General features: G+C 55.9%; 15 protein-coding genes. 10 read left to right on the top strand and 5 right to left on the bottom strand.

What is annotated here, in order from left to right:
• The first annotated feature begins 46 nt into the window (after positions 1–46).
• The 4 genes from Electrica_RS23575 to Electrica_RS23560 are packed head-to-tail and all read left to right on the top strand — an operon-like array spanning position 47 to position 5,571.
• A complete protein-coding gene (locus tag Electrica_RS23575; RefSeq protein ID WP_141965602.1) occupies positions 47–715 on the top strand; it encodes an EcpB family pilus assembly chaperone in 669 nt (222 codons plus the stop codon).
• A gap of 24 nt (positions 716–739) precedes the next feature.
• Positions 740–3,271: a fimbrial biogenesis outer membrane usher protein gene (locus Electrica_RS23570; protein ID WP_141965600.1), complete on the top strand. Its 2,532-nt coding sequence runs from the start codon at positions 740–742 to the stop codon at positions 3,269–3,271.
• Positions 3,261–4,904: a fimbrial adhesin EcpD gene (ecpD, locus tag Electrica_RS23565; protein ID WP_141965598.1), complete on the top strand. Its 1,644-nt coding sequence runs from the start codon at positions 3,261–3,263 to the stop codon at positions 4,902–4,904. Before Electrica_RS23570 ends, ecpD begins: the two co-directional genes overlap by 11 nt.
• Positions 4,873–5,571, top strand: a complete 699-nt coding sequence (locus Electrica_RS23560; RefSeq protein ID WP_141965575.1) for a fimbria/pilus periplasmic chaperone — start codon at positions 4,873–4,875, stop codon at positions 5,569–5,571. Before ecpD ends, Electrica_RS23560 begins: the two co-directional genes overlap by 32 nt.
• A gap of 47 nt (positions 5,572–5,618) precedes the next feature.
• On the opposite strand, the gene Electrica_RS23555 is transcribed toward Electrica_RS23560, so the two are convergent.
• Positions 5,619–5,900: a YjcB family protein gene (locus Electrica_RS23555; protein WP_131049872.1), complete on the bottom strand. Its 282-nt coding sequence runs from the start codon at positions 5,898–5,900 to the stop codon at positions 5,619–5,621.
• Between the two features lie 530 nt (positions 5,901–6,430).
• Here Electrica_RS23555 and Electrica_RS23550 point away from each other — a divergent pair.
• Positions 6,431–8,014, top strand: coding sequence for an EAL domain-containing protein (locus tag Electrica_RS23550; RefSeq protein WP_141965573.1), 1,584 nt, complete (start codon positions 6,431–6,433; stop codon positions 8,012–8,014).
• Between the two features lie 4 nt (positions 8,015–8,018).
• Here Electrica_RS23550 and soxS read toward each other — a convergent pair whose 3' ends face one another.
• Complete coding sequence (gene soxS / locus Electrica_RS23545; protein ID WP_004856516.1) at positions 8,019–8,348, bottom strand: superoxide response transcriptional regulator SoxS; 330 nt, start codon at positions 8,346–8,348, stop codon at positions 8,019–8,021.
• An 85-nt stretch (positions 8,349–8,433) separates the two neighbouring features.
• Here soxS and soxR point away from each other — a divergent pair, with 85 nt between their 5' ends.
• The 3 genes from soxR (at position 8,434) to Electrica_RS23515 (ending at position 12,913) form a co-directional block, all read left to right on the top strand.
• Positions 8,434–8,895, top strand: coding sequence for a redox-sensitive transcriptional activator SoxR (soxR, locus tag Electrica_RS23540; protein WP_100685326.1), 462 nt, complete (start codon positions 8,434–8,436; stop codon positions 8,893–8,895).
• 748 nt (positions 8,896–9,643) lie between these two features.
• Complete coding sequence (locus tag Electrica_RS23525) at positions 9,644–10,993, top strand: NCS2 family permease (RefSeq protein WP_100685327.1); 1,350 nt, start codon at positions 9,644–9,646, stop codon at positions 10,991–10,993.
• Positions 10,994–11,266: 273 nt separating this feature from the next.
• Positions 11,267–12,913, top strand: a complete 1,647-nt coding sequence (locus Electrica_RS23515) for a Na+/H+ antiporter (protein WP_141965571.1) — start codon at positions 11,267–11,269, stop codon at positions 12,911–12,913.
• A 140-nt stretch (positions 12,914–13,053) separates the two neighbouring features.
• Here Electrica_RS23515 and Electrica_RS23510 read toward each other — a convergent pair whose 3' ends face one another.
• The gene (locus tag Electrica_RS23510; protein WP_100685329.1) at positions 13,054–13,935 is read right to left on the bottom strand and encodes a LysR family transcriptional regulator; all 882 of its coding nucleotides are present in this window, start codon (positions 13,933–13,935) and stop codon (positions 13,054–13,056) included.
• A 103-nt stretch (positions 13,936–14,038) separates the two neighbouring features.
• Between Electrica_RS23510 and Electrica_RS23505 the strand changes: the two genes are divergently transcribed.
• Complete coding sequence (locus Electrica_RS23505; protein WP_141965569.1) at positions 14,039–14,449, top strand: CidA/LrgA family protein; 411 nt, start codon at positions 14,039–14,041, stop codon at positions 14,447–14,449.
• Complete coding sequence (locus tag Electrica_RS23500; RefSeq protein ID WP_131049875.1) at positions 14,442–15,131, top strand: LrgB family protein; 690 nt, start codon at positions 14,442–14,444, stop codon at positions 15,129–15,131. The genes Electrica_RS23505 and Electrica_RS23500 overlap by 8 nt, the downstream gene beginning before the upstream one ends.
• Positions 15,132–15,164: 33 nt before the next feature.
• Here the strand turns inward: Electrica_RS23500 and actP are convergent, their stop codons facing one another.
• Both actP and Electrica_RS23490 read right to left on the bottom strand, forming a co-directional pair.
• A complete protein-coding gene (gene actP / locus Electrica_RS23495) occupies positions 15,165–16,814 on the bottom strand; it encodes a cation/acetate symporter ActP (protein ID WP_141965567.1) in 1,650 nt (549 codons plus the stop codon).
• Positions 16,811–17,125: a DUF485 domain-containing protein gene (locus Electrica_RS23490; RefSeq protein WP_131049877.1), complete on the bottom strand. Its 315-nt coding sequence runs from the start codon at positions 17,123–17,125 to the stop codon at positions 16,811–16,813. The genes actP and Electrica_RS23490 overlap by 4 nt, the downstream gene beginning before the upstream one ends.
• Between the last annotated feature and the right edge of the window lie 36 nt (positions 17,126–17,161).

Raw genomic sequence — 17,161 nt, 5'->3', positions numbered from 1 at the left:
CACGAGCAGGGGATTCCCCCTGCTTTCTCCCACGGACCGAATCCATATGAAAAACCGCATCCTGGCTATCAGCCTGTATTTTTGCGCCATCATGCCGGCCCTGGCACTGGATGTTGGCGATATTTCTTCATTTATGAACAGCGACGCCAGCGTGCTCAGTAAAGAGATTAAAAACACCACCGATAGCGGACGTTTAATCAATATCCATGTTGAACGCCTCTCCTCACCGCTTGAAGGCGGCAGCGTGATTCCGATGGACCGTCAGGACGAAGTGCTGCTGACGCCAGCCAGCCTGCTACTGCCCGCGAAGAGTAGCGATGTCATCCGCTTTTTCTATAAGGGGCCGGCGGATAATAAAGAACGCTACTACCGCATTGTCTGGTTCGATCAGGCATTGAGCGATGCGCAGCGCGATAGCGCCAGGCGCAGTGCGGTTGCTACCGCATCGGCCCGTATCGGCACCATCCTGGTCGTTGCCCCGCGTAAGGCTAATTACCGCTATCAGTATGCCAACGGAACGCTGGTGAATACCGGCAACGCCACGCTGCGCATCCTGGCGTACGGCCCCTGCCTGAAGCCTTCAGATGGCAAAGAATGCAAAGAGAATTATTACCTCATGCCCGGCAAAGAGCGCCGTTTCACCCGCGTGAATGCTGCCGATAAAAAGGGGCGGGTTGCACTCTGGCAGGGCGAGCAGTTTGTTCCCGTAAAATAACAATTGTGCTGATGGAATCAGGGTATGCCTTTACGACGGATTTCACCTGAGCTGAAAACGCTCCTTGCCTGCGGTATGGCCATTTTGACTCTTCCACTTAGTGTGAATGCCGCGCCTCAGCAGGTGCAGCAAATTGGCGGCGTGGTGATTCCTCAGGCATTCAGCCAGGCGCTACAGGATGGAATGAGTATCCCGCTGTTTCTTCACCTGGAAGGCAGTGCGGGTACCGGGGACGACCAGCGTCTTGGCAGTGCGTTTATCTGGCTGGATGCCGGTACGCTGCGCATCCGTCATATTCAACTGGAAGAACGCGGCGACAACGCCAGCGTCAGTGAACAAACCCGAAAAACGCTGACTGAACTGGCGAATACGCCCTTCAACAGCGATTTACACATCACGCTCACCCGCGATGCGCAGCTGCAGCTCAGTCTGCGGCAGCTGCTGCTGCAACTGGTGGTGAAACGAGAAGCGCTGGGAACCGTCCTGCGCTCACGCAGTGAAGATATCGGGCAGTCCAGCGTTAACAGCCTCAGCAGCAGTCTGAACTATAACCTCGGCGTGTATAACAACCAGATGCGTAACGGTGGCAACAGTACCTCCAGCTATCTGTCGTTGAACAGCGTCAGCTCGCTGCGCGAGCACCATATTGTGTTGGACGGTTCGCTCTACGGTACCGGAACCAGCAATCAGGATAGCGAAATTTATAAGGCCATGTATGAGCGTGATTTCGCCGGGCATCGCTTTGCCGGCGGGATGCTGGATACGTGGAATTTACAGTCGCTTGGGCCGATGACCGCCATTTCCGCGGGCAAAATCTACGGCGCATCCTGGGGAAACCAGGCCAGCTCAACGGTGTTTGATAATTCACAATCGGTCACGCCGATCGTGGCTTTTTTGCCTGCCGCGGGGGAGGTGCATTTATCACGCGACGGGCGTCTGCTGAGCGTCCAGAACTTTGTGATGGGTAACCACGAAGTGGACACCCGGGGGCTGCCATACGGTATTTATGATGTGGACGTTGAGGTTATCGTCAATGGCCGGGTGGTCAGTAAGCGCACCCAGCGGGTGAACAAACTGTTCAGTCGCGGACGCGGAGCGGGCGCACCGCTGGCCTGGCAGGTGTGGGGCGGCAGCTTTCATATGGATAGCTGGTCTGAGAGCGGTAAAAAGACCAAACCGGCGAAAGAGAGCTGGCTGGCGGGCCTGTCGACGTCCGGCTCCGTGGGCACGCTCAGCTGGGCAGCAACCGGCTACGGTTACGATAGCAATGCCGTCGGCGAGACGCGTCTGACCGTCCCGCTGACCGAGTCTGTCAACGTTAACCTGCAAAATATGCTGGCCAGCGATAGCTCCTGGAGCAGCATTGGCAGCATCAGCGCTTCGTTGCCCGGTGGTTTCAGCACCATATGGCTTAACCAGGAAAAAACCATTATTGGCGCCAGGTTACGCCGCAGCGACGCCGACAACCGGGCGATTGGCGGAACCCTTAACCTGAACCCGCTGTGGTCAAAGCTGGGGACCTTTAGCATTAGCTACAACGATGACCGTCGCTATAACAGCCATTACTACACCGCGGATTATTATCAGACTCTCTTTAGCGGCGCTTTCGGCTCGCTGGGTCTGCGTGCCGGTATTCAGCGCTTTAATAATGGCGGCGGCGAGAGCAGTAGCAGTACCGGGAAGTATGTCGCGCTCGACTTCTCACTCCCGCTGGGCAACTGGTTCAGCGCCGGTATGACCCACCAGAACGGTTACACCATGGCAAACCTGTCCGCCCGTAAACAGTTTGATGAGGGCGTGGTACGTACCCTTGGGGCCAATATTTCGCGGGCGATCTCCGGCGATACCGGTAATGACAAAACGCTGAGCGGCGGAGCCTATACCCAGTTTGATACCCGCTATGCCAATGGCACGCTCAATATTAACAGCGGCGCTGACGGCTATGTGAATACCAACCTGACCGCCAGCGGTAGCGCCGGCTGGCAGGGGAGGAATCTTGCCGCCAGCGGCCGCACCGACGGCAACGCTGGCGTGATTTTTAACACCGATCTCGATGATGACGGCAAGCTGAGCGCCAGGGTCAACGGACGGGTCGTCCAGCTTACCGGCAAACGCAACTATCTGCCGCTTTCACCGTACAGCCGTTATGAAGTCGAGTTGCAAAACAGCAAGAACTCACTCGACAGCTACGACATTGTCAGCAACCGCAAGAGCAGTCTGACGCTCTACCCGGGCAACGTGGCGGTGATCGAACCGGAGGTGAAACAGATGGTGACCGTTTCCGGGCGCATCCGCGCCGAAGACGGCACGTTGCTGGCTAATGCGCACATCAATAACCATATTGGCCGGACTCGTACCGATAACACGGGAGGATTCGTGATGGACGTGGATAAAAAATACCCCACCATCGATTTTACCTACGGCAATAACCAAAGCTGTGAAGTCGGGCTTGAGTTGAGTCAGGCGCGCGGAGCGGTATGGGTCGGCGATGTCGTCTGTACGGGTCTGAAAACTTACGCCAGCGCGCAGCAGGCAGGAGAAGGTCATGAAAGCTAAGTGGTTCCCGTTGGTTTGCCTGTTTATCGTCGCGCTGTGTGCGCCGCGGGCAGAAGCGGCGGTAACGAAAACAACCTGGGCGGATGCGGCAGCGGTGCAGTTTGTTTTTGTGGAAAACAACTCCGATGATAACTTTTTCGCCACGCCGGGCGGCGTGCTGGATCCGCGCATGACTGGCGCCAGTCGTTGGACCGGACTGAAATACACCGGTAGCGGCACTATCTATCAGCAGAGTCTGGGCTATATCGATAACGGCTTTAACACCGGGCTGAATGCCAACTGGAAGTTTGACATGTGGCTGGAAAATTCGCCGGTGTCGAATCCCCTGAGCGGCCTGCGCTGCATCAACTGGTACGCCGGCTGCGATATGGCGACCAGTCTGATTTTGCCTCAGGTCACGGATGCAAACGGCTTTTACGGTGTGACGGTGACCCCCGGCGGACAAAAATGGATGCACGGCATGATGTCGGACGCTTTCTACCAGTATCTACAGCAGATGCCGGTTGGCGGCAGCATGTCGATGACGATCAACGCCTGCCAGACCTCCATCTCCTACGATGCAAGCCGCGGGGCGCGCTGCAAAGATCAGGCCTCCGGCGCCTGGTACGTGCGTAAAGTGACCCATACTAAAGCAGCAAACTTAAAGCTTGTTAACACCCATTCGCTGACCGAAGTGTTTATCAATAGCGATGGGGTTCCGACGCTAGGCGAGGGCAGCTCGAACTGTCGCGCGCAGACGATTGGTAGCCGTAGCGGCCTGAGCTGCAAGATGGTCAACTATGCCTTGCAGCATAATGGACTGAGCAACACCTCGATTCATATTTTCCCGGCGATTAACAACACTTCGCTGACATCGGCGGTGAATATCTATGATATGCAGTTCAGCCTCAATGGTAACAACTGGAAGCCGGTCAGCGGCAATGCCTACTACTATACGTTTAACGAGCTGAAAGCCTCGGATTCGGTCTACATCTTCTTTTCCAGCAACTTCTTTAAGCAGATGGTGGCGCTGGGCATCAGTGATATTAATACCAAGGATCTGTTTAACTTCCGCTTCCAGAACACCACCTCGCCGGAGTCCGGCTGGTACGAATTTTCCACCTCCAACTCGCTGATTATCAAACCGCGTGATTTCAGCATCAGCATTATTTCCGATGAGTACATCAGCTCGCCGTCGCGCGAAGGGTATGTCGGCGCGGGGCAGCCTTCTCTGGATTTTGGCTATATCGTCACCACCAGCGGCAAAACCGCCGCCGATGAAGTCTTGATCAAAGTCACTGGCCCGTCGCAGTCGATCGCCGGGCGTTCATACTGCCTGTTCAGTTCGCCGGACGGGGCGACAAAAGTGCCTTTCCCGGCGCTGCTGACGTTTACCACCCGCAGCGGAACGAGCAAAAATTATGACGCCGGCTGTGATGACCGCTGGCGCGATATGACGGATGCGCTGTGGCTGACGACGCCGTGGACGGATGCCTCCGGCGATATTGGCGTGATGAACAAGACGACGGTGAAATTTTCTATACCGATGAACGACAATATTTCGTTAAGAACGGTAGATGACGATGGCTGGTTTGGTGAAGTGAGCGCTTCAGGAGAGATTCATGTTCAGGCGACATGGCGCAATATTAATTAACCTGCTCCGGGCCGTCGCGTGGTTGCTGCTTCTGGGTCTGCCAACGGCGGGAAGGGCGATTTCCGTCGGCAATTTAACCTTTTCGCTGGGCGCAGAGGAGAGCTTTGTCGCCAAACGGGTACTGAATAACAACTCAAGCGCGCGGCTTTATCAGGTTTCGGTCGTCGGAATAGACCGACCGGGGAGTCACGAGGTCCGCTCTCGTCCGGCTGATGGCGAGCTGCTCTTCGCCCCGCGTCAGCTCACCCTGCAGGCCGGGCAAGGGGAATATTTTAAATTCTATTATCATGGCCCGCAGGATAATCGTGAGCGCTATTACCGGGTGTCGTTTCGTGAAATTCCTACCCGAAACCGCATTGGCCGCACTGCGGCCGGCGGGTCTGTCGGTATTGATCCGGTGGTGGTGATGGACACGATTCTGGTGGTACGCCCGCGGCAGGTGCAGTTCAAATGGGCCTTCGATCGGCAGGCGGGAAGCGTCAGCAACAGCGGCAATACCTGGTTTAAACTGCTGATCAAGCCGGGATGTGATGCAACGGAAGAAGAGGGCGAGGCCTGGTACCTACGGCCTGGAGAGGTGGTTCACCAGGCGGCGCTGCGCCAGCCTGGGAATAAATATATTATCTATAATGATAAATTTATTAAAATATCAAAGGATTGCGAGTAGCATTTGTCGGTAAATAAAAAAGCCTCCCGTGGGAAGCTTTTAGCGTATCAGGTCATGACCATCGGCCATTCTGTCGGCGTCTGACTCATGACTTCGATCATGACGTCTTTGATATTGCCCCAGATTTTGGCGATATCCAGCAACGTGATCCCCAATAAGCCGGTGGCGAACCAGCAGGCCGCAACCAGACCGAGGCCGCTACAAATAACGGCTAAACCGGCATACTCACTTTTACGTAGCTGAATGTTCATCGAACTGGCCAAAAACATCAGAACCGCGCTCACCAGCGGCCAGCGCAAAAGTATGACACTGGTAGTTATGGAAGCCATCAACCTCATCCTCAAAGAAAATCGGGTGCCTTTGACAACCTGGTGAGACTGACGATGACGTGGCGCTCTGGCTATCTACGGGCAATCAGGGGAATAATGAAACATTGTTCTTGTTTCATTATGTTGTGTGAACTATATCACATTTGCTGTTTTATTCACCAGTCAAAAATGTGCGTTTTTAGCGGTTTTTAATGCCATATCTTTATTGTGGGTAATAATGGAATGTTCATTTGCCGTGACGTCAAACAGGTAGCCGGGGCTTCCCGGCGTGTGATTTCTTTTTTGTGCTCGTTATCTGCGGCTTTGATTACTTATTCTTACAGATCGTACGGATAAACCGAATCAGAGAACGGCTCTTTCTTATAATGCGGAGAATGTTTCTTGATTCCCTGCGCAATCAGTATTATTCATCATTATTGATAATGGGGTTTTTACATCAAATGGCGGGTTACTGAAAATAGTCTCTGTTGTATAACAACGAGTGTGATCTTTTACCGTGATAAGGTATGTCGCATGGATAAAAAACGGAAATGAATCGTCGCACACTGCGTAACGCGTTGAGAATACTGGGAATGACGCTGGTGGTTCTGCTCCCCATTGTGCTGGCGCTGTGGTTTGCGCAAATCAGAGCAAAAGCAGAAACCTCCGACCGGCTGCATGCATTTTCACAGCTGGCGCTGCAGAAAACGGAAATGGTGGTTGATGAGGCCGATTGCGCGCGCGAAAAAGCCTTGCAGTTTAAAGGGACAATATGCTCTCCCGGACATCAGCAATATATGTTGTCTATTGTTCGCAGCCTGCTTTATATCGATGATTTAATTTATGCCGACGGTACGCGTTTGTTTTGCTCAACTGCGGTCCGCACCGATAGCGCATGGCGTATTCCTGCGGCGAATTATACAAAAAAGCCGGACATCGCTATCTACTACTATCGCGACACGCCTTTCTATCCCGGCTTTGCGATGAACTATATGCAGCGCGGGCACTACATTGCGGTGATTAATCCGCTCTCCTACAGTTCGTTAATATCGAGCGATAAAGATTTATCCTACGGCTTGTACGATACAAAAACCTATCAGTTTTTCTCCACCAGTAAAAATGCCGACGCTCCGGCACTGCATGGCCTGATTCGTCAGGAAGATGCCTTTTTCCGGCAGGGTAACCGGGTGTACACCGTGGCCCATTCCGCCATTCGCCCGATCGCCGTGATTATGTCTACCCCGTACGCCAGCTATTACCAGAGCTTTTATGATCAGGTGACGCTCACCCTCCCGCTGGGGGGCGTTTGCAGCATTCTGATTTTACTGGTGTGGTCGCGCAGCCGACAGCAATACCATTCGCCGCGCAATATGCTGCAGCGCGCGCTCAACCGGCGTCAGCTGTGCCTGCATTATCAGCCGATAATCGATATCGAAAATAACCTCTGCGTCGGAGCCGAAGCGCTGCTGCGCTGGCCGGGATTTGACGGACCGGTGATGACCCCGGCGGAGTTTATTCCGCTGGCGGAAAATGAAGGGATGATTGCGCAGGTCACCGATTACGTGGTGGATGAGTTGTTCTCCGGGCTTGGCGAATTTTTGGCCGCACATCCACATCTGTATATTGCGATTAACCTGTCGGCCACCGATTTCCACTCTTCGCGGCTTATTAGCCAAATCACTGAAAAGGCGCGGAATTACGCGGTGAATAGCCATCAAATTAAAATTGAAGTCACCGAGCGCGGATTTATTGACGTACAGAAAATTATGCCGGTCATCCAGGCATTCCGCGAAGCCGGGTATGAAATTGCCATCGATGACTTCGGTACCGGCTATTCTAATCTGCAGAATCTCCACTCGCTTAATGTAGACATTCTGAAGATCGATAAATCGTTTATCGACACGCTCACCACCAACAGTGCCAGCTACACGATCGCCGAGCATATTATTGAAATGGCTCACAGCCTGCGCTTAAAGACCATTGCCGAAGGCGTCGAAACCGCGGATCAGGTCAACTGGCTGCGAAAGCGCGGGGTCCGGTATTGTCAGGGCTGGTACTTTGCGAAAGCGATGCCGCCGCAGGAGTTCAGGCAGTGGCTGGCCAACGCGCCTGGGCTGCTCAGCCCTTGTATGTGAACGCTCAGGCGGAAATTTGATGGCGATAATCGCTGGGGGTACGATCGAACTCCCGGCGAAATACCCGTGAGAACGTCTGCTGCGACACATAGCCCAGATCCATCGCAATATCAAAGATCGGCCGCTGGGTCGTGCGGAGTGCCTCCGCCGCCAGCAGCAGCCGCCGCTGGCGGATGTAATCGCCCAGCGTTTGATGCATCACGGCGCGGAACATCCGCTGGAGGTACCATTTTGAATACCCCGATTTTCTGGCGACTACATCAATGTTAAGTGGTTGATCGATATGTTCATCAATCCATTCAATAAGCGTTTGGATAATATCCTGATGGGACATAAAGCGGCCTCTCTCAATTCTCGATTCGTCGTTTTGTCTGCGGGCGAGTATAATTCCTCAAGTTAACTTGAGGTAAAGCGCTTTTATGGAAAAGAAATCCCCCCGTATGAAAATGCTGTTGACCCCCGGCGAGGTGGCAAAACGAACCGGCGTGGCCGTCTCTGCCCTGCATTTCTATGAAAGCAAAGGGTTAATCCACAGCCAGCGTAATGCCGGTAATCAGCGGCGCTATCGCCGCGATGTGCTGCGCGCGGTGGCGATCATTAAGATCGCTCAGCGAATCGGCATTCCGCTGTCGACCATTGGCGATGCGTTTGGCGTGTTGCCGGAAGGGCATAACCTCAGCGCGAAGGAGTGGAAGCAGCTCTCATCGCAGTGGCGGGAAGAGCTTGATCGGCGTATTCATACCTTGACGGCGCTGCGCGACCAGCTTGATGGCTGTATCGGCTGCGGCTGTCTGTCGCGACGCGACTGCCCGCTGCGCAACCCGGGAGATAAGCTGGGTGAAGAGGGGACCGGCGCGCGACTGCTGGAGGATGATGTATAAAACTAAAGCGCCACAACAGGGCGCTTTAGTTGTTTTCCGGTCTTTGTCTTTAACATTATCCTGATGGTTCGCAGGAGGGTTTCCCCCGACATCGGCTCCCCTCGGTATTGCGCAAGATGTTGATGGAGGTTCCGGATTGCGCCGACAATTTAATTGTGGCACAGCCCGGCGTTTTCACCCGTTTATTTTGGCGAAATTTTTCCGCTAACCACCGTCAGTTCCTGTCGTGAATTTGAACGAATAACCGGAGAACCGTCCATACTGACGGTACACCCTCCCAATCCATTGCGATCCCAGCGCGTGCGGTGGGCGTTTGAAGAACGCCAGCTGCCTTATCGTATTGTCAGCTACCCGCAGTGAGGCAGTGATTTTTGTGATGACCGCAGTGAATTGCTATCAGCGCAATACAAAAATGTTACCTGATTGCGCATGGACGATAACGTTTGCGCATCGACTGGTTATTTGATGAACGCCATAAGCAAAATTTAGCGAATTAACACAAACTTCAGTTGAAAAGGCGCGTCTAAAGGCTGGATAATCGTTTGCTTTTGTATTTTGCTCACTATTTACCCCGCTTTGGGGGGAGCAAATGCATTCTGACCACCGTATTGTATGCGCGGAGTTAAACGTTTGCTTTTTGCAGCCCCCCTGGCGCTGTGAGAGAGCACAAGGAGATCGCGTTTAACTGGCAGTGGATGGTCCACCACGCATACGGACGAACGATTAAAATTTTCAGGGGAAGTTTTCTATGTCTACGCCTTCAGCGCGTACCGGCGGTTCGTTAGACGCCTGGTTTAAAATTTCAGCTCGTGGCAGCTCCGTGCGTCAGGAGATTGTTGCCGGTTTAACCACCTTCCTGGCGATGGTGTACTCGGTCATTGTGGTCCCGGGCATGTTGGGTAAAGCCGGATTCCCTCCGGCAGCCGTGTTCGTCTCCACGTGTCTGGTCGCCGGCGTAGGCTCTCTGGTGATGGGGCTGTGGGCAAACCTGCCGCTGGCCATCGGCTGCGCTATTTCGCTGACCGCGTTCACCGCCTTCAGCCTGGTGCTGGGCCAGCACATCAGTATTCCGGTTGCGCTGGGCGCCGTGTTCCTGATGGGCGTGCTGTTCACCGTTATCTCCGCCACCGGTATTCGTAGCTGGATCCTGCGCAATTTACCGCAGGGCGTTGCGCACGGCACCGGGATAGGTATCGGCCTGTTTCTGCTGCTGATCGCCGCCAACAGCGTGGGCCTGGTGATTAAAAACCCGCTGGACGGTTTGCCGGTCGCGCTGGGTCACTTCAACAGCTTCCCGGTGATTATGTCGCTGGTGGGGCTGGCGGTGATCATTGGCCTGGAAAAAATGAAAGTGCCGGGCGGTATCCTGCTGACCATTATCGGCGTGTCGATCGTGGGGCTGATTTTTGACCCGAACGTCCATTTCTCCGGTATTTTCGCGATGCCGTCGCTGAGCGACGACAAAGGCAACTCACTGATTGGCAGCCTCGATATCATCGGCGCGCTGAACCCGGTGATTCTGCCAAGCGTGCTGGCGCTGGTGATGACGGCGGTATTTGATGCCACCGGCACCATTCGCGCCGTAGCGGGGCAGGCAAACCTGCTGGATAAAGACGGGCAGATTATCAACGGCGGTAAAGCCTTGACCACCGACTCCCTGAGCAGCGTCTTCTCCGGCGTTGTCGGGGCGGCGCCGGCGGCGGTGTATATCGAATCGGCGGCGGGGACTGCGGCGGGCGGTAAAACCGGCCTCACCGCGGTAACCGTTGGCGTGCTGTTCCTGCTGATTCTGTTCCTCTCTCCGCTCTCTTATCTGGTGCCTGCGTATGCCACGGCACCTGCGCTGATGTATGTCGGTCTGCTGATGCTGAGCAACGTGGCGAAAATCGACTTTAACGATTTCGTCGATGCGATGGCCGGGCTGATCACCGCGGTCTTTATCGTACTGACCTGTAACATCGTCACCGGCATCATGATCGGCTTTGCCACCCTGGTGATTGGCCGTCTGGTCTCCGGCGAGTGGCGTAAGCTGAACGTGGGGACCGTCATCATCGCGGCCGCGCTGGTTATCTTCTACGCCGGCGGTTGGGCCATTTAAGCTTTTCTTGCGCATCGCGGGCGGCTCAGGCCGCCCGTTTTATTTTTAAGCCACATCCTGTTTCCTTTTGCGTTAATCTGAGTAGCGTATTATCCAGAGACATGACGGCTCCGGTGTATACCCGTCATACTTCAAGTTGCATGAGCGTTGGCTGTTCTCGCTCACCCCAGTCACTTACTTCAGTAAGCTCCTGGGGATTCCCTGCGTCGCTGTCTGCCTGCAACTCGAATTATTGAGGGTATAAAATAAGAAAACCCAGCAAACAGGGAACACATGGAAATATTCTTCACCATACTCATTATGACCCTCGTGGTCTCTCTCTCCGGGGTGGTTACACGCGTACTGCCCTTTCAGGTCCCACTACCACTGATGCAAATCGCCATTGGCGCGCTACTGGCGTGGCCGACGTTTGGTTTGCACGTTGAATTCGACCCCGAGCTGTTCCTGGTCTTGTTTATCCCGCCGCTGCTTTTTGCCGATGGCTGGAAAACGCCGACCCGCGAATTTATTGAGCACGGACGAGAAATCCTCGGGCTGGCGCTGGCGCTGGTGCTGGTGACGGTGGTGGGGATTGGCTTCCTCATTTACTGGATCGTGCCGGGTATTCCGCTGATTCCCGCCTTCGCGCTGGCGGCGGTGTTGTCACCGACCGATGCCGTGGCGCTGTCAGGCATCGTGGGCGAAGGACGCATTCCGAAAAAAATTATGGGGATTTTGCAGGGCGAGGCGTTGATGAACGATGCCTCCGGCCTGGTCTCGCTGAAGTTTGCCGTCGCCGTGGCGATGGGCACGATGGTCTTTACCGTCGGCGGTGCGACGGTCGAGTTCCTCAAAGTCGCCATCGGCGGCATCCTCGCCGGGTTTGTGGTGAGCTGGCTGTATGGTCGTTCGATGCGCTTCCTCAGCCGCTGGGGCGGCGATGAGCCAGCGACGCAGATTGTGCTGCTGTTCCTGCTGCCGTTTGCCTCCTACCTGATCGCGGAACATATCGGTGTATCCGGGATCCTGGCGGCGGTGGCGGCGGGGATGACCATCACCCGTTCCGGTGTGATGCGCACCGCGCCGCTGGCCATGCGCCTGCGAGCGAACAGTACCTGGGCGATGCTGGAATTTGTCTTTAACGGCATGGTGTTCCTGCTGTTGGGCCTGCAACTGCCGGAGATTCTGTCGACATCGCTGGTGGCGGCGGAAGCAGATCCTAATGTTGAAACCTGGATGCTGTTTACCGACATTATCCTGATCTACGCCGCGCTGATGCTGGTGCGTTTTGGCTGGCTGTGGACGATGCGCAAATTAAGCCAGCGTTTCCTGAAAAAGAAACCGATGGAATTTGGTTCGTGGACCACCCGTGAGCTGCTTATCTCCTCCGTTGCCGGAGTCCGCGGGGCGATAACCCTCGCCGGTGTGCTGTCGATTCCGCTGCTGCTGCCGGACGGCAACGTCTTCCCGGCCCGCTATGAGCTGATCTTCCTGGCCGCTGGGGTGATTCTGTTCTCGCTGTTTGTCGGGGTGATTGCGCTGCCGATTTTGCTCCGCCACATTGAATCGAGCGACCACGTTCAGCAGCGGAAAGAAGAGCGGCTGGCGCGCGCGGCGACGGCGGATGTGGCGATTGTCGCGATTCAGAAAATGGAAGAGCGTCTGGCGGCCGATACCAAAGAGAATATTGATAACCAGCTGCTGACTGAGGTCAGTTCGCGGGTGATTGGTAACCTGCGCCGCCGCGTCGACGGACGTAACGATGTGGAAACCTCGATACTCGAAGAGCAGCTTGAGCGTCGGTTCCGCCTGGCGGCGCTGCGTTCAGAACGCGGCGAGCTGTATCATCTTCGGGCGACCCGACAGATCAGCAATGAAACGCTGCAGAAGCTGCTCCACGACCTTGACCTGCTGGAAACGCTGCTCATCGAAGATCAGTAATCGCGTACCTTCTCCCCGGCGGCGCTTTTGCTTGCCGGGGAAAAAGGCGCGTGCGGGACGGGTTGGGGTGAAAGCGTCGCTCTGATAAGGCGTTTACGCCGCGACCCGGCACGAAGCCGCCGCGCGCCGCCTCCGGGAACTTACTTCAGCCAGAACGCCTTACTGCATTCCAGCCACGCCTGCGCGCTGTGCGACAGATAAACGCCTTCCCGCCAGATCATCCCCAGCTCCCAGTGCAGCTCGCTCTGCAGCGGTATCGAGCAAAAATTCTCCGCATCGAGACGTTCACAGATCGGTTGCGGCAGGATAGCCACGCCGATGCCCGCCTGCACCATAGCCGCGAGGAAATCCCACTGGCCGCTGCGCACCGCGATGCGCGGCTTCACCTCATGACAGGTAAACAGCGCCATCAGCTGCCGGTTCAGAGCGAAACCTTCGTTATAAATGACCAGCGGATGGGCCGCGAGCGCTTCCGGCGACAGTGACTGAACGCTTTCCCACTCCTCCGTTCTTGGCGTCAGCACGCACAGCGGATGGTTGAAGAGCGGCAACGTGCTCAGGCCGCTGTCTTCATCTACCGGCAGCGCTGTCATGGCGAGATCCAGTTCGCCGTTGCTCACCGCCTGCTGGACCGTCAGGCCACCGAACTCGGCAATTTTCAGCTCCACGCCCGGGTAGCGCTGGCGAAACAGGCTAATCGGTTCGGCCATCAGCATGCCGACCATCGGCGGGATCCCCAGTCTCAGGACCCCTTTGTACAGGTGGTTAATATCATTCAGCTCTGATTCCAGCTGATGAAACTCGCCCAGAATCGCCTGCCCACGCTCGAAGACAACCCGACCGGTATCGGTCAGCAGGAGCCGGCGGCCATCGCGAATCAACAGGGTGCAGTTCAGCTCATCTTCCAGATTTTTGAGCATTTTGCTGATCGTGGGCTGTGTGACGAAAAGTTTTTCCGCAGCGCGCGTAAAACTCTGTTGACGCACCACTTCGACAAAATAGCGCAGCGTTCGGATATCCATAATTATTCCCTGAGACTATACCTGTGATGATTTTAATTCATTTTTGTCCGTTCGGGCGGCTCTCTATACTTTACATCTTGCTTCTTTTTCAGGAATTTCGCTCATGGCCTTCGCGCCAGCTCGTGTGACCCCCTTCGTTGTCCAGCGCCTCCAGGTCCCGGTTCAGGTGCTGATATATGCCGGATTGTTCGTCTGCGCTGAATATTTGGTTAACTGGCTGCATCTGCCGCTGCCGGCGAACCTGGTCGGCATGTTGCTGCTGCTGACGCTGATCGTCTGTCGGGTTATCCCGCTAAAATGGGTGCGGGCTGGCGCCCGCTGGCTGCTGGCGGAAATGCTGCTGTTCTTTGTTCCGGCAGTGGTGGCGGTGGTGAACTATACCCAGCTGCTGATGGCCGACGGCTGGCGGATCTTGCTGGTGATTGCGCTGAGTACCCTGATGGTGCTGGGGGCAACGGCATGGGTGGTGGATAAAGTGTATCGCTATGAAGTCAGCCGGATGAAGCATGAGTGATTTTCAACTGAGCGTCCTGTGCCTGGTGGTGACGCTGGTACTCTATTTCGCCAATAAGCGCCTGTATCGCCGCTTCCACAAGCTGCCGCTGATGCCGCTGGTGTTTACCCCGATACTGCTGGTGCTGATTCTGGTTTTCGGCCACATTTCCTATCAGAACTATATGGGCGAGACCCACTGGCTGTTATGGCTGCTGGGGCCTGCAACCATCGCGTTTGCCGTCCCGGTGTATGACAACCTGGCTATCATTAAACGGCACTGGATGTCGCTGACCGCGGGCGTAACGACGGCAGTGGTTGTCGCCGTGACCAGCTCCGTGTGGCTGGCGCGACTGTTGACGCTGCCGGATGCGATTCAGCGTAGTCTGGCGGTGCGTTCGATCACCACGCCGTTTGCGCTGGCGGCGGCAAAACCGATCGGCGGCCAGCCGGAGCTGGTGGCGCTGTTTGTGGTGATCACCGGCGTGTTTGGTATGGCGGTGGGCGATGCGCTGTTTATGCGGCTCGCCATTCGCGCAGGGATGGCAAAAGGCGCTGGATTTGGCGCCGCCTCGCACGGCGCAGGTACCGCCCGCTCCTATGAGCTGGGACCGCAGGAAGGGGTGGTGGCCAGTCTGGTGATGATGTTGTCTGGCGTGGTGATGGTACTGGCGGCGCCGCTGGTGCGCCTGCTGATGTTTTAATGTTCCCCGGCCGAGCGGCCGGGGAGAGTCAGGTTAGTGCGCCTGGCCGCGTTCGATACCGATCCCGGTTTGCGAACGGATAAACTGAGCGCGGAACTGCTCGCGTTCGCGCATCCCTTCCGCCGAGTTATCGGTGGCGGAGAAGATCCAGATACCGATAAAGGCGATAGCGATAGAGAACAGCGCCGGATACTCATACGGGAATATCGCCTTTTCATGGCCGAGGATCTGGACCCAAATCGTCGGGCCAAGGATCATCAGAATCACGGCGGTCAGCAGCCCCAGCCAGCCGCCCACCATGGCGCCGCGAGTGGTCAGCTTCGACCAGTACATCGACAGCAGTATGATCGGGAAGTTACAGCTGGCGGCGATGGAGAAGGCCAGACCCACCATGAAGGCAATGTTCTGATTCTCAAACAAAATCCCCAGCAGAATCGCCACGATCCCCAGTACCAGAACGGTAATTTTTGAGACCCGCAGCTCATCGCGCTCGCTGGCGCCCTTACGGAAGACGTTAGCATACAGGTCATGAGAGACCGCCGATGCGCCGGCTAGCGTCAAGCCGGCGACCACCGCCAGAATCGTGGCGAAGGCGACCGCTGAAATAAAGCCGAGGAACAGGTTGCCGCCCACCGCATCGGCGAGGTGTACCGCCGCCATATTGTTGCCGCCGATCAGCACGCCTGCGGAGTCTTTGAATGCGGGATTCGCCCCCACCAGCATGATCGCGCCGAAGCCGATAATAAAGGTCAGGATATAGAAATAGCCCATAAACCCAGTAGCGTAGAACACGCTCTTACGCGCTTCTTTCGCATCGCTGACGGTGAAGAAACGCATCAGAATGTGCGGCAGACCGGCGGTACCGAACATCAGGCCGAGGCCGAGCGACAGCGCCGATATCGGGTCTTTCACCAGTCCGCCAGGGCTCATAATCGCCGCGCCTTTCGGATGCACCGCCATCGCTTCAGTGAACAGATTGTTGAAGCTGAAGCCGACGTGCTTCATGACCATAAAGGCCATAAAGCTGGCGCCGCACAGCAGCAGAACGGCCTTGATAATCTGCACCCAGGTGGTGGCGAGCATACCGCCGAAGAGGACGTAGAGCACCATCAGCACGCCGACCAACACCACCGCGACGTGGTAGTTCAGGCCGAACAGCAGCTGAATCAGTTTGCCTGCGCCGACCATCTGCGCAATCAGATACAGCGCCACCACCACCAGCGAACCGCAGGCGGAGAGAGTACGAATCGGCCCTTGCTTAAGGCGATAAGAGGCGACGTCAGCGAAGGTGTAGCGCCCGAGGTTACGCAGGCGCTCGGCAATCAGGAACAGAATAATCGGCCAGCCGACCAGAAAACCGAGGGAGTAAATCAGCCCGTCGTAGCCGGAGGTGTAGACCAGCGCGGAAATACCGAGGAAGGAGGCGGCCGACATAAAGTCGCCGGCGATCGCCAGCCCGTTCTGAAAGCCGGTGATATTTCCGCCCGCGGTATAATAATCGCTGCGCGAGCGCACGCGTTTTGACGCCCAGTAGGTGATATACAGCGTCAGGGCGACAAAGATCAGGAACATGACGATCGCCTGCCAGTTCGTCGGCTGGCGTTGTACCGCGCCGGTAATGGCGTCAGCGGCACTCGCGGAAAAAGGGAGCGTGGCGGCAATCGCCGTCAGGACTTTCTTCATGATGCGTGCACCTCGTTGATAACGCTTTTGGTCAGACGGTCAAATTCGCCATTCGCCCGCCAGACATAAATCCCGGTCAGGACAAAAGAGATGACGATAACGCCGATGCCGATCGGGATACCTCGGGTGACGCTGGTACCGGCATGCAGCGGCGTACCCAGCCAACCGGGGGCGAAAGCGATGAGCAGAATAAAGCCCACGTAGATCACCAACATAATCAGTGACAGGATGGCGGCAAACCTTTGCCGGGTTGCAACTAACTCCCTGAAATGCGCACTATCTTCTATCCGCTGACAAAGTTGCTCATTCATTACAGCGTCTCCAGAGGTACCCTTTTCGTCATCCCC

It is taken from the genome of Klebsiella electrica, assembly GCF_006711645.1.
GTDB classification, from domain to species: domain Bacteria; phylum Pseudomonadota; class Gammaproteobacteria; order Enterobacterales; family Enterobacteriaceae; genus Klebsiella; species Klebsiella electrica.
This window is presented reverse-complemented; position numbering and strand designations above follow the sequence as displayed.

Coding starts and splice junctions, on each gene's coding strand:
- Electrica_RS23575 (WP_141965602.1), top strand. CDS start 47: ATGAAAAACCGCATCCTGGCTATCAGCCTGTATTTTTGCGCCATCATG.
- Electrica_RS23570 (WP_141965600.1), top strand. CDS start 740: ATGCCTTTACGACGGATTTCACCTGAGCTGAAAACGCTCCTTGCCTGC.
- ecpD (WP_141965598.1), top strand. CDS start 3,261: ATGAAAGCTAAGTGGTTCCCGTTGGTTTGCCTGTTTATCGTCGCGCTG.
- Electrica_RS23560 (WP_141965575.1), top strand. CDS start 4,873: ATGTTCAGGCGACATGGCGCAATATTAATTAACCTGCTCCGGGCCGTC.
- Electrica_RS23555 (WP_131049872.1), bottom strand. CDS start 5,900: ATGGCTTCCATAACTACCAGTGTCATACTTTTGCGCTGGCCGCTGGTG.
- Electrica_RS23550 (WP_141965573.1), top strand. CDS start 6,431: ATGAATCGTCGCACACTGCGTAACGCGTTGAGAATACTGGGAATGACG.
- soxS (WP_004856516.1), bottom strand. CDS start 8,348: ATGTCCCATCAGGATATTATCCAAACGCTTATTGAATGGATTGATGAA.
- soxR (WP_100685326.1), top strand. CDS start 8,434: ATGGAAAAGAAATCCCCCCGTATGAAAATGCTGTTGACCCCCGGCGAG.
- Electrica_RS23525 (WP_100685327.1), top strand. CDS start 9,644: ATGTCTACGCCTTCAGCGCGTACCGGCGGTTCGTTAGACGCCTGGTTT.
- Electrica_RS23515 (WP_141965571.1), top strand. CDS start 11,267: ATGGAAATATTCTTCACCATACTCATTATGACCCTCGTGGTCTCTCTC.
- Electrica_RS23510 (WP_100685329.1), bottom strand. CDS start 13,935: ATGGATATCCGAACGCTGCGCTATTTTGTCGAAGTGGTGCGTCAACAG.
- Electrica_RS23505 (WP_141965569.1), top strand. CDS start 14,039: ATGGCCTTCGCGCCAGCTCGTGTGACCCCCTTCGTTGTCCAGCGCCTC.
- Electrica_RS23500 (WP_131049875.1), top strand. CDS start 14,442: ATGAGTGATTTTCAACTGAGCGTCCTGTGCCTGGTGGTGACGCTGGTA.
- actP (WP_141965567.1), bottom strand. CDS start 16,814: ATGAAGAAAGTCCTGACGGCGATTGCCGCCACGCTCCCTTTTTCCGCG.
- Electrica_RS23490 (WP_131049877.1), bottom strand. CDS start 17,125: ATGAATGAGCAACTTTGTCAGCGGATAGAAGATAGTGCGCATTTCAGG.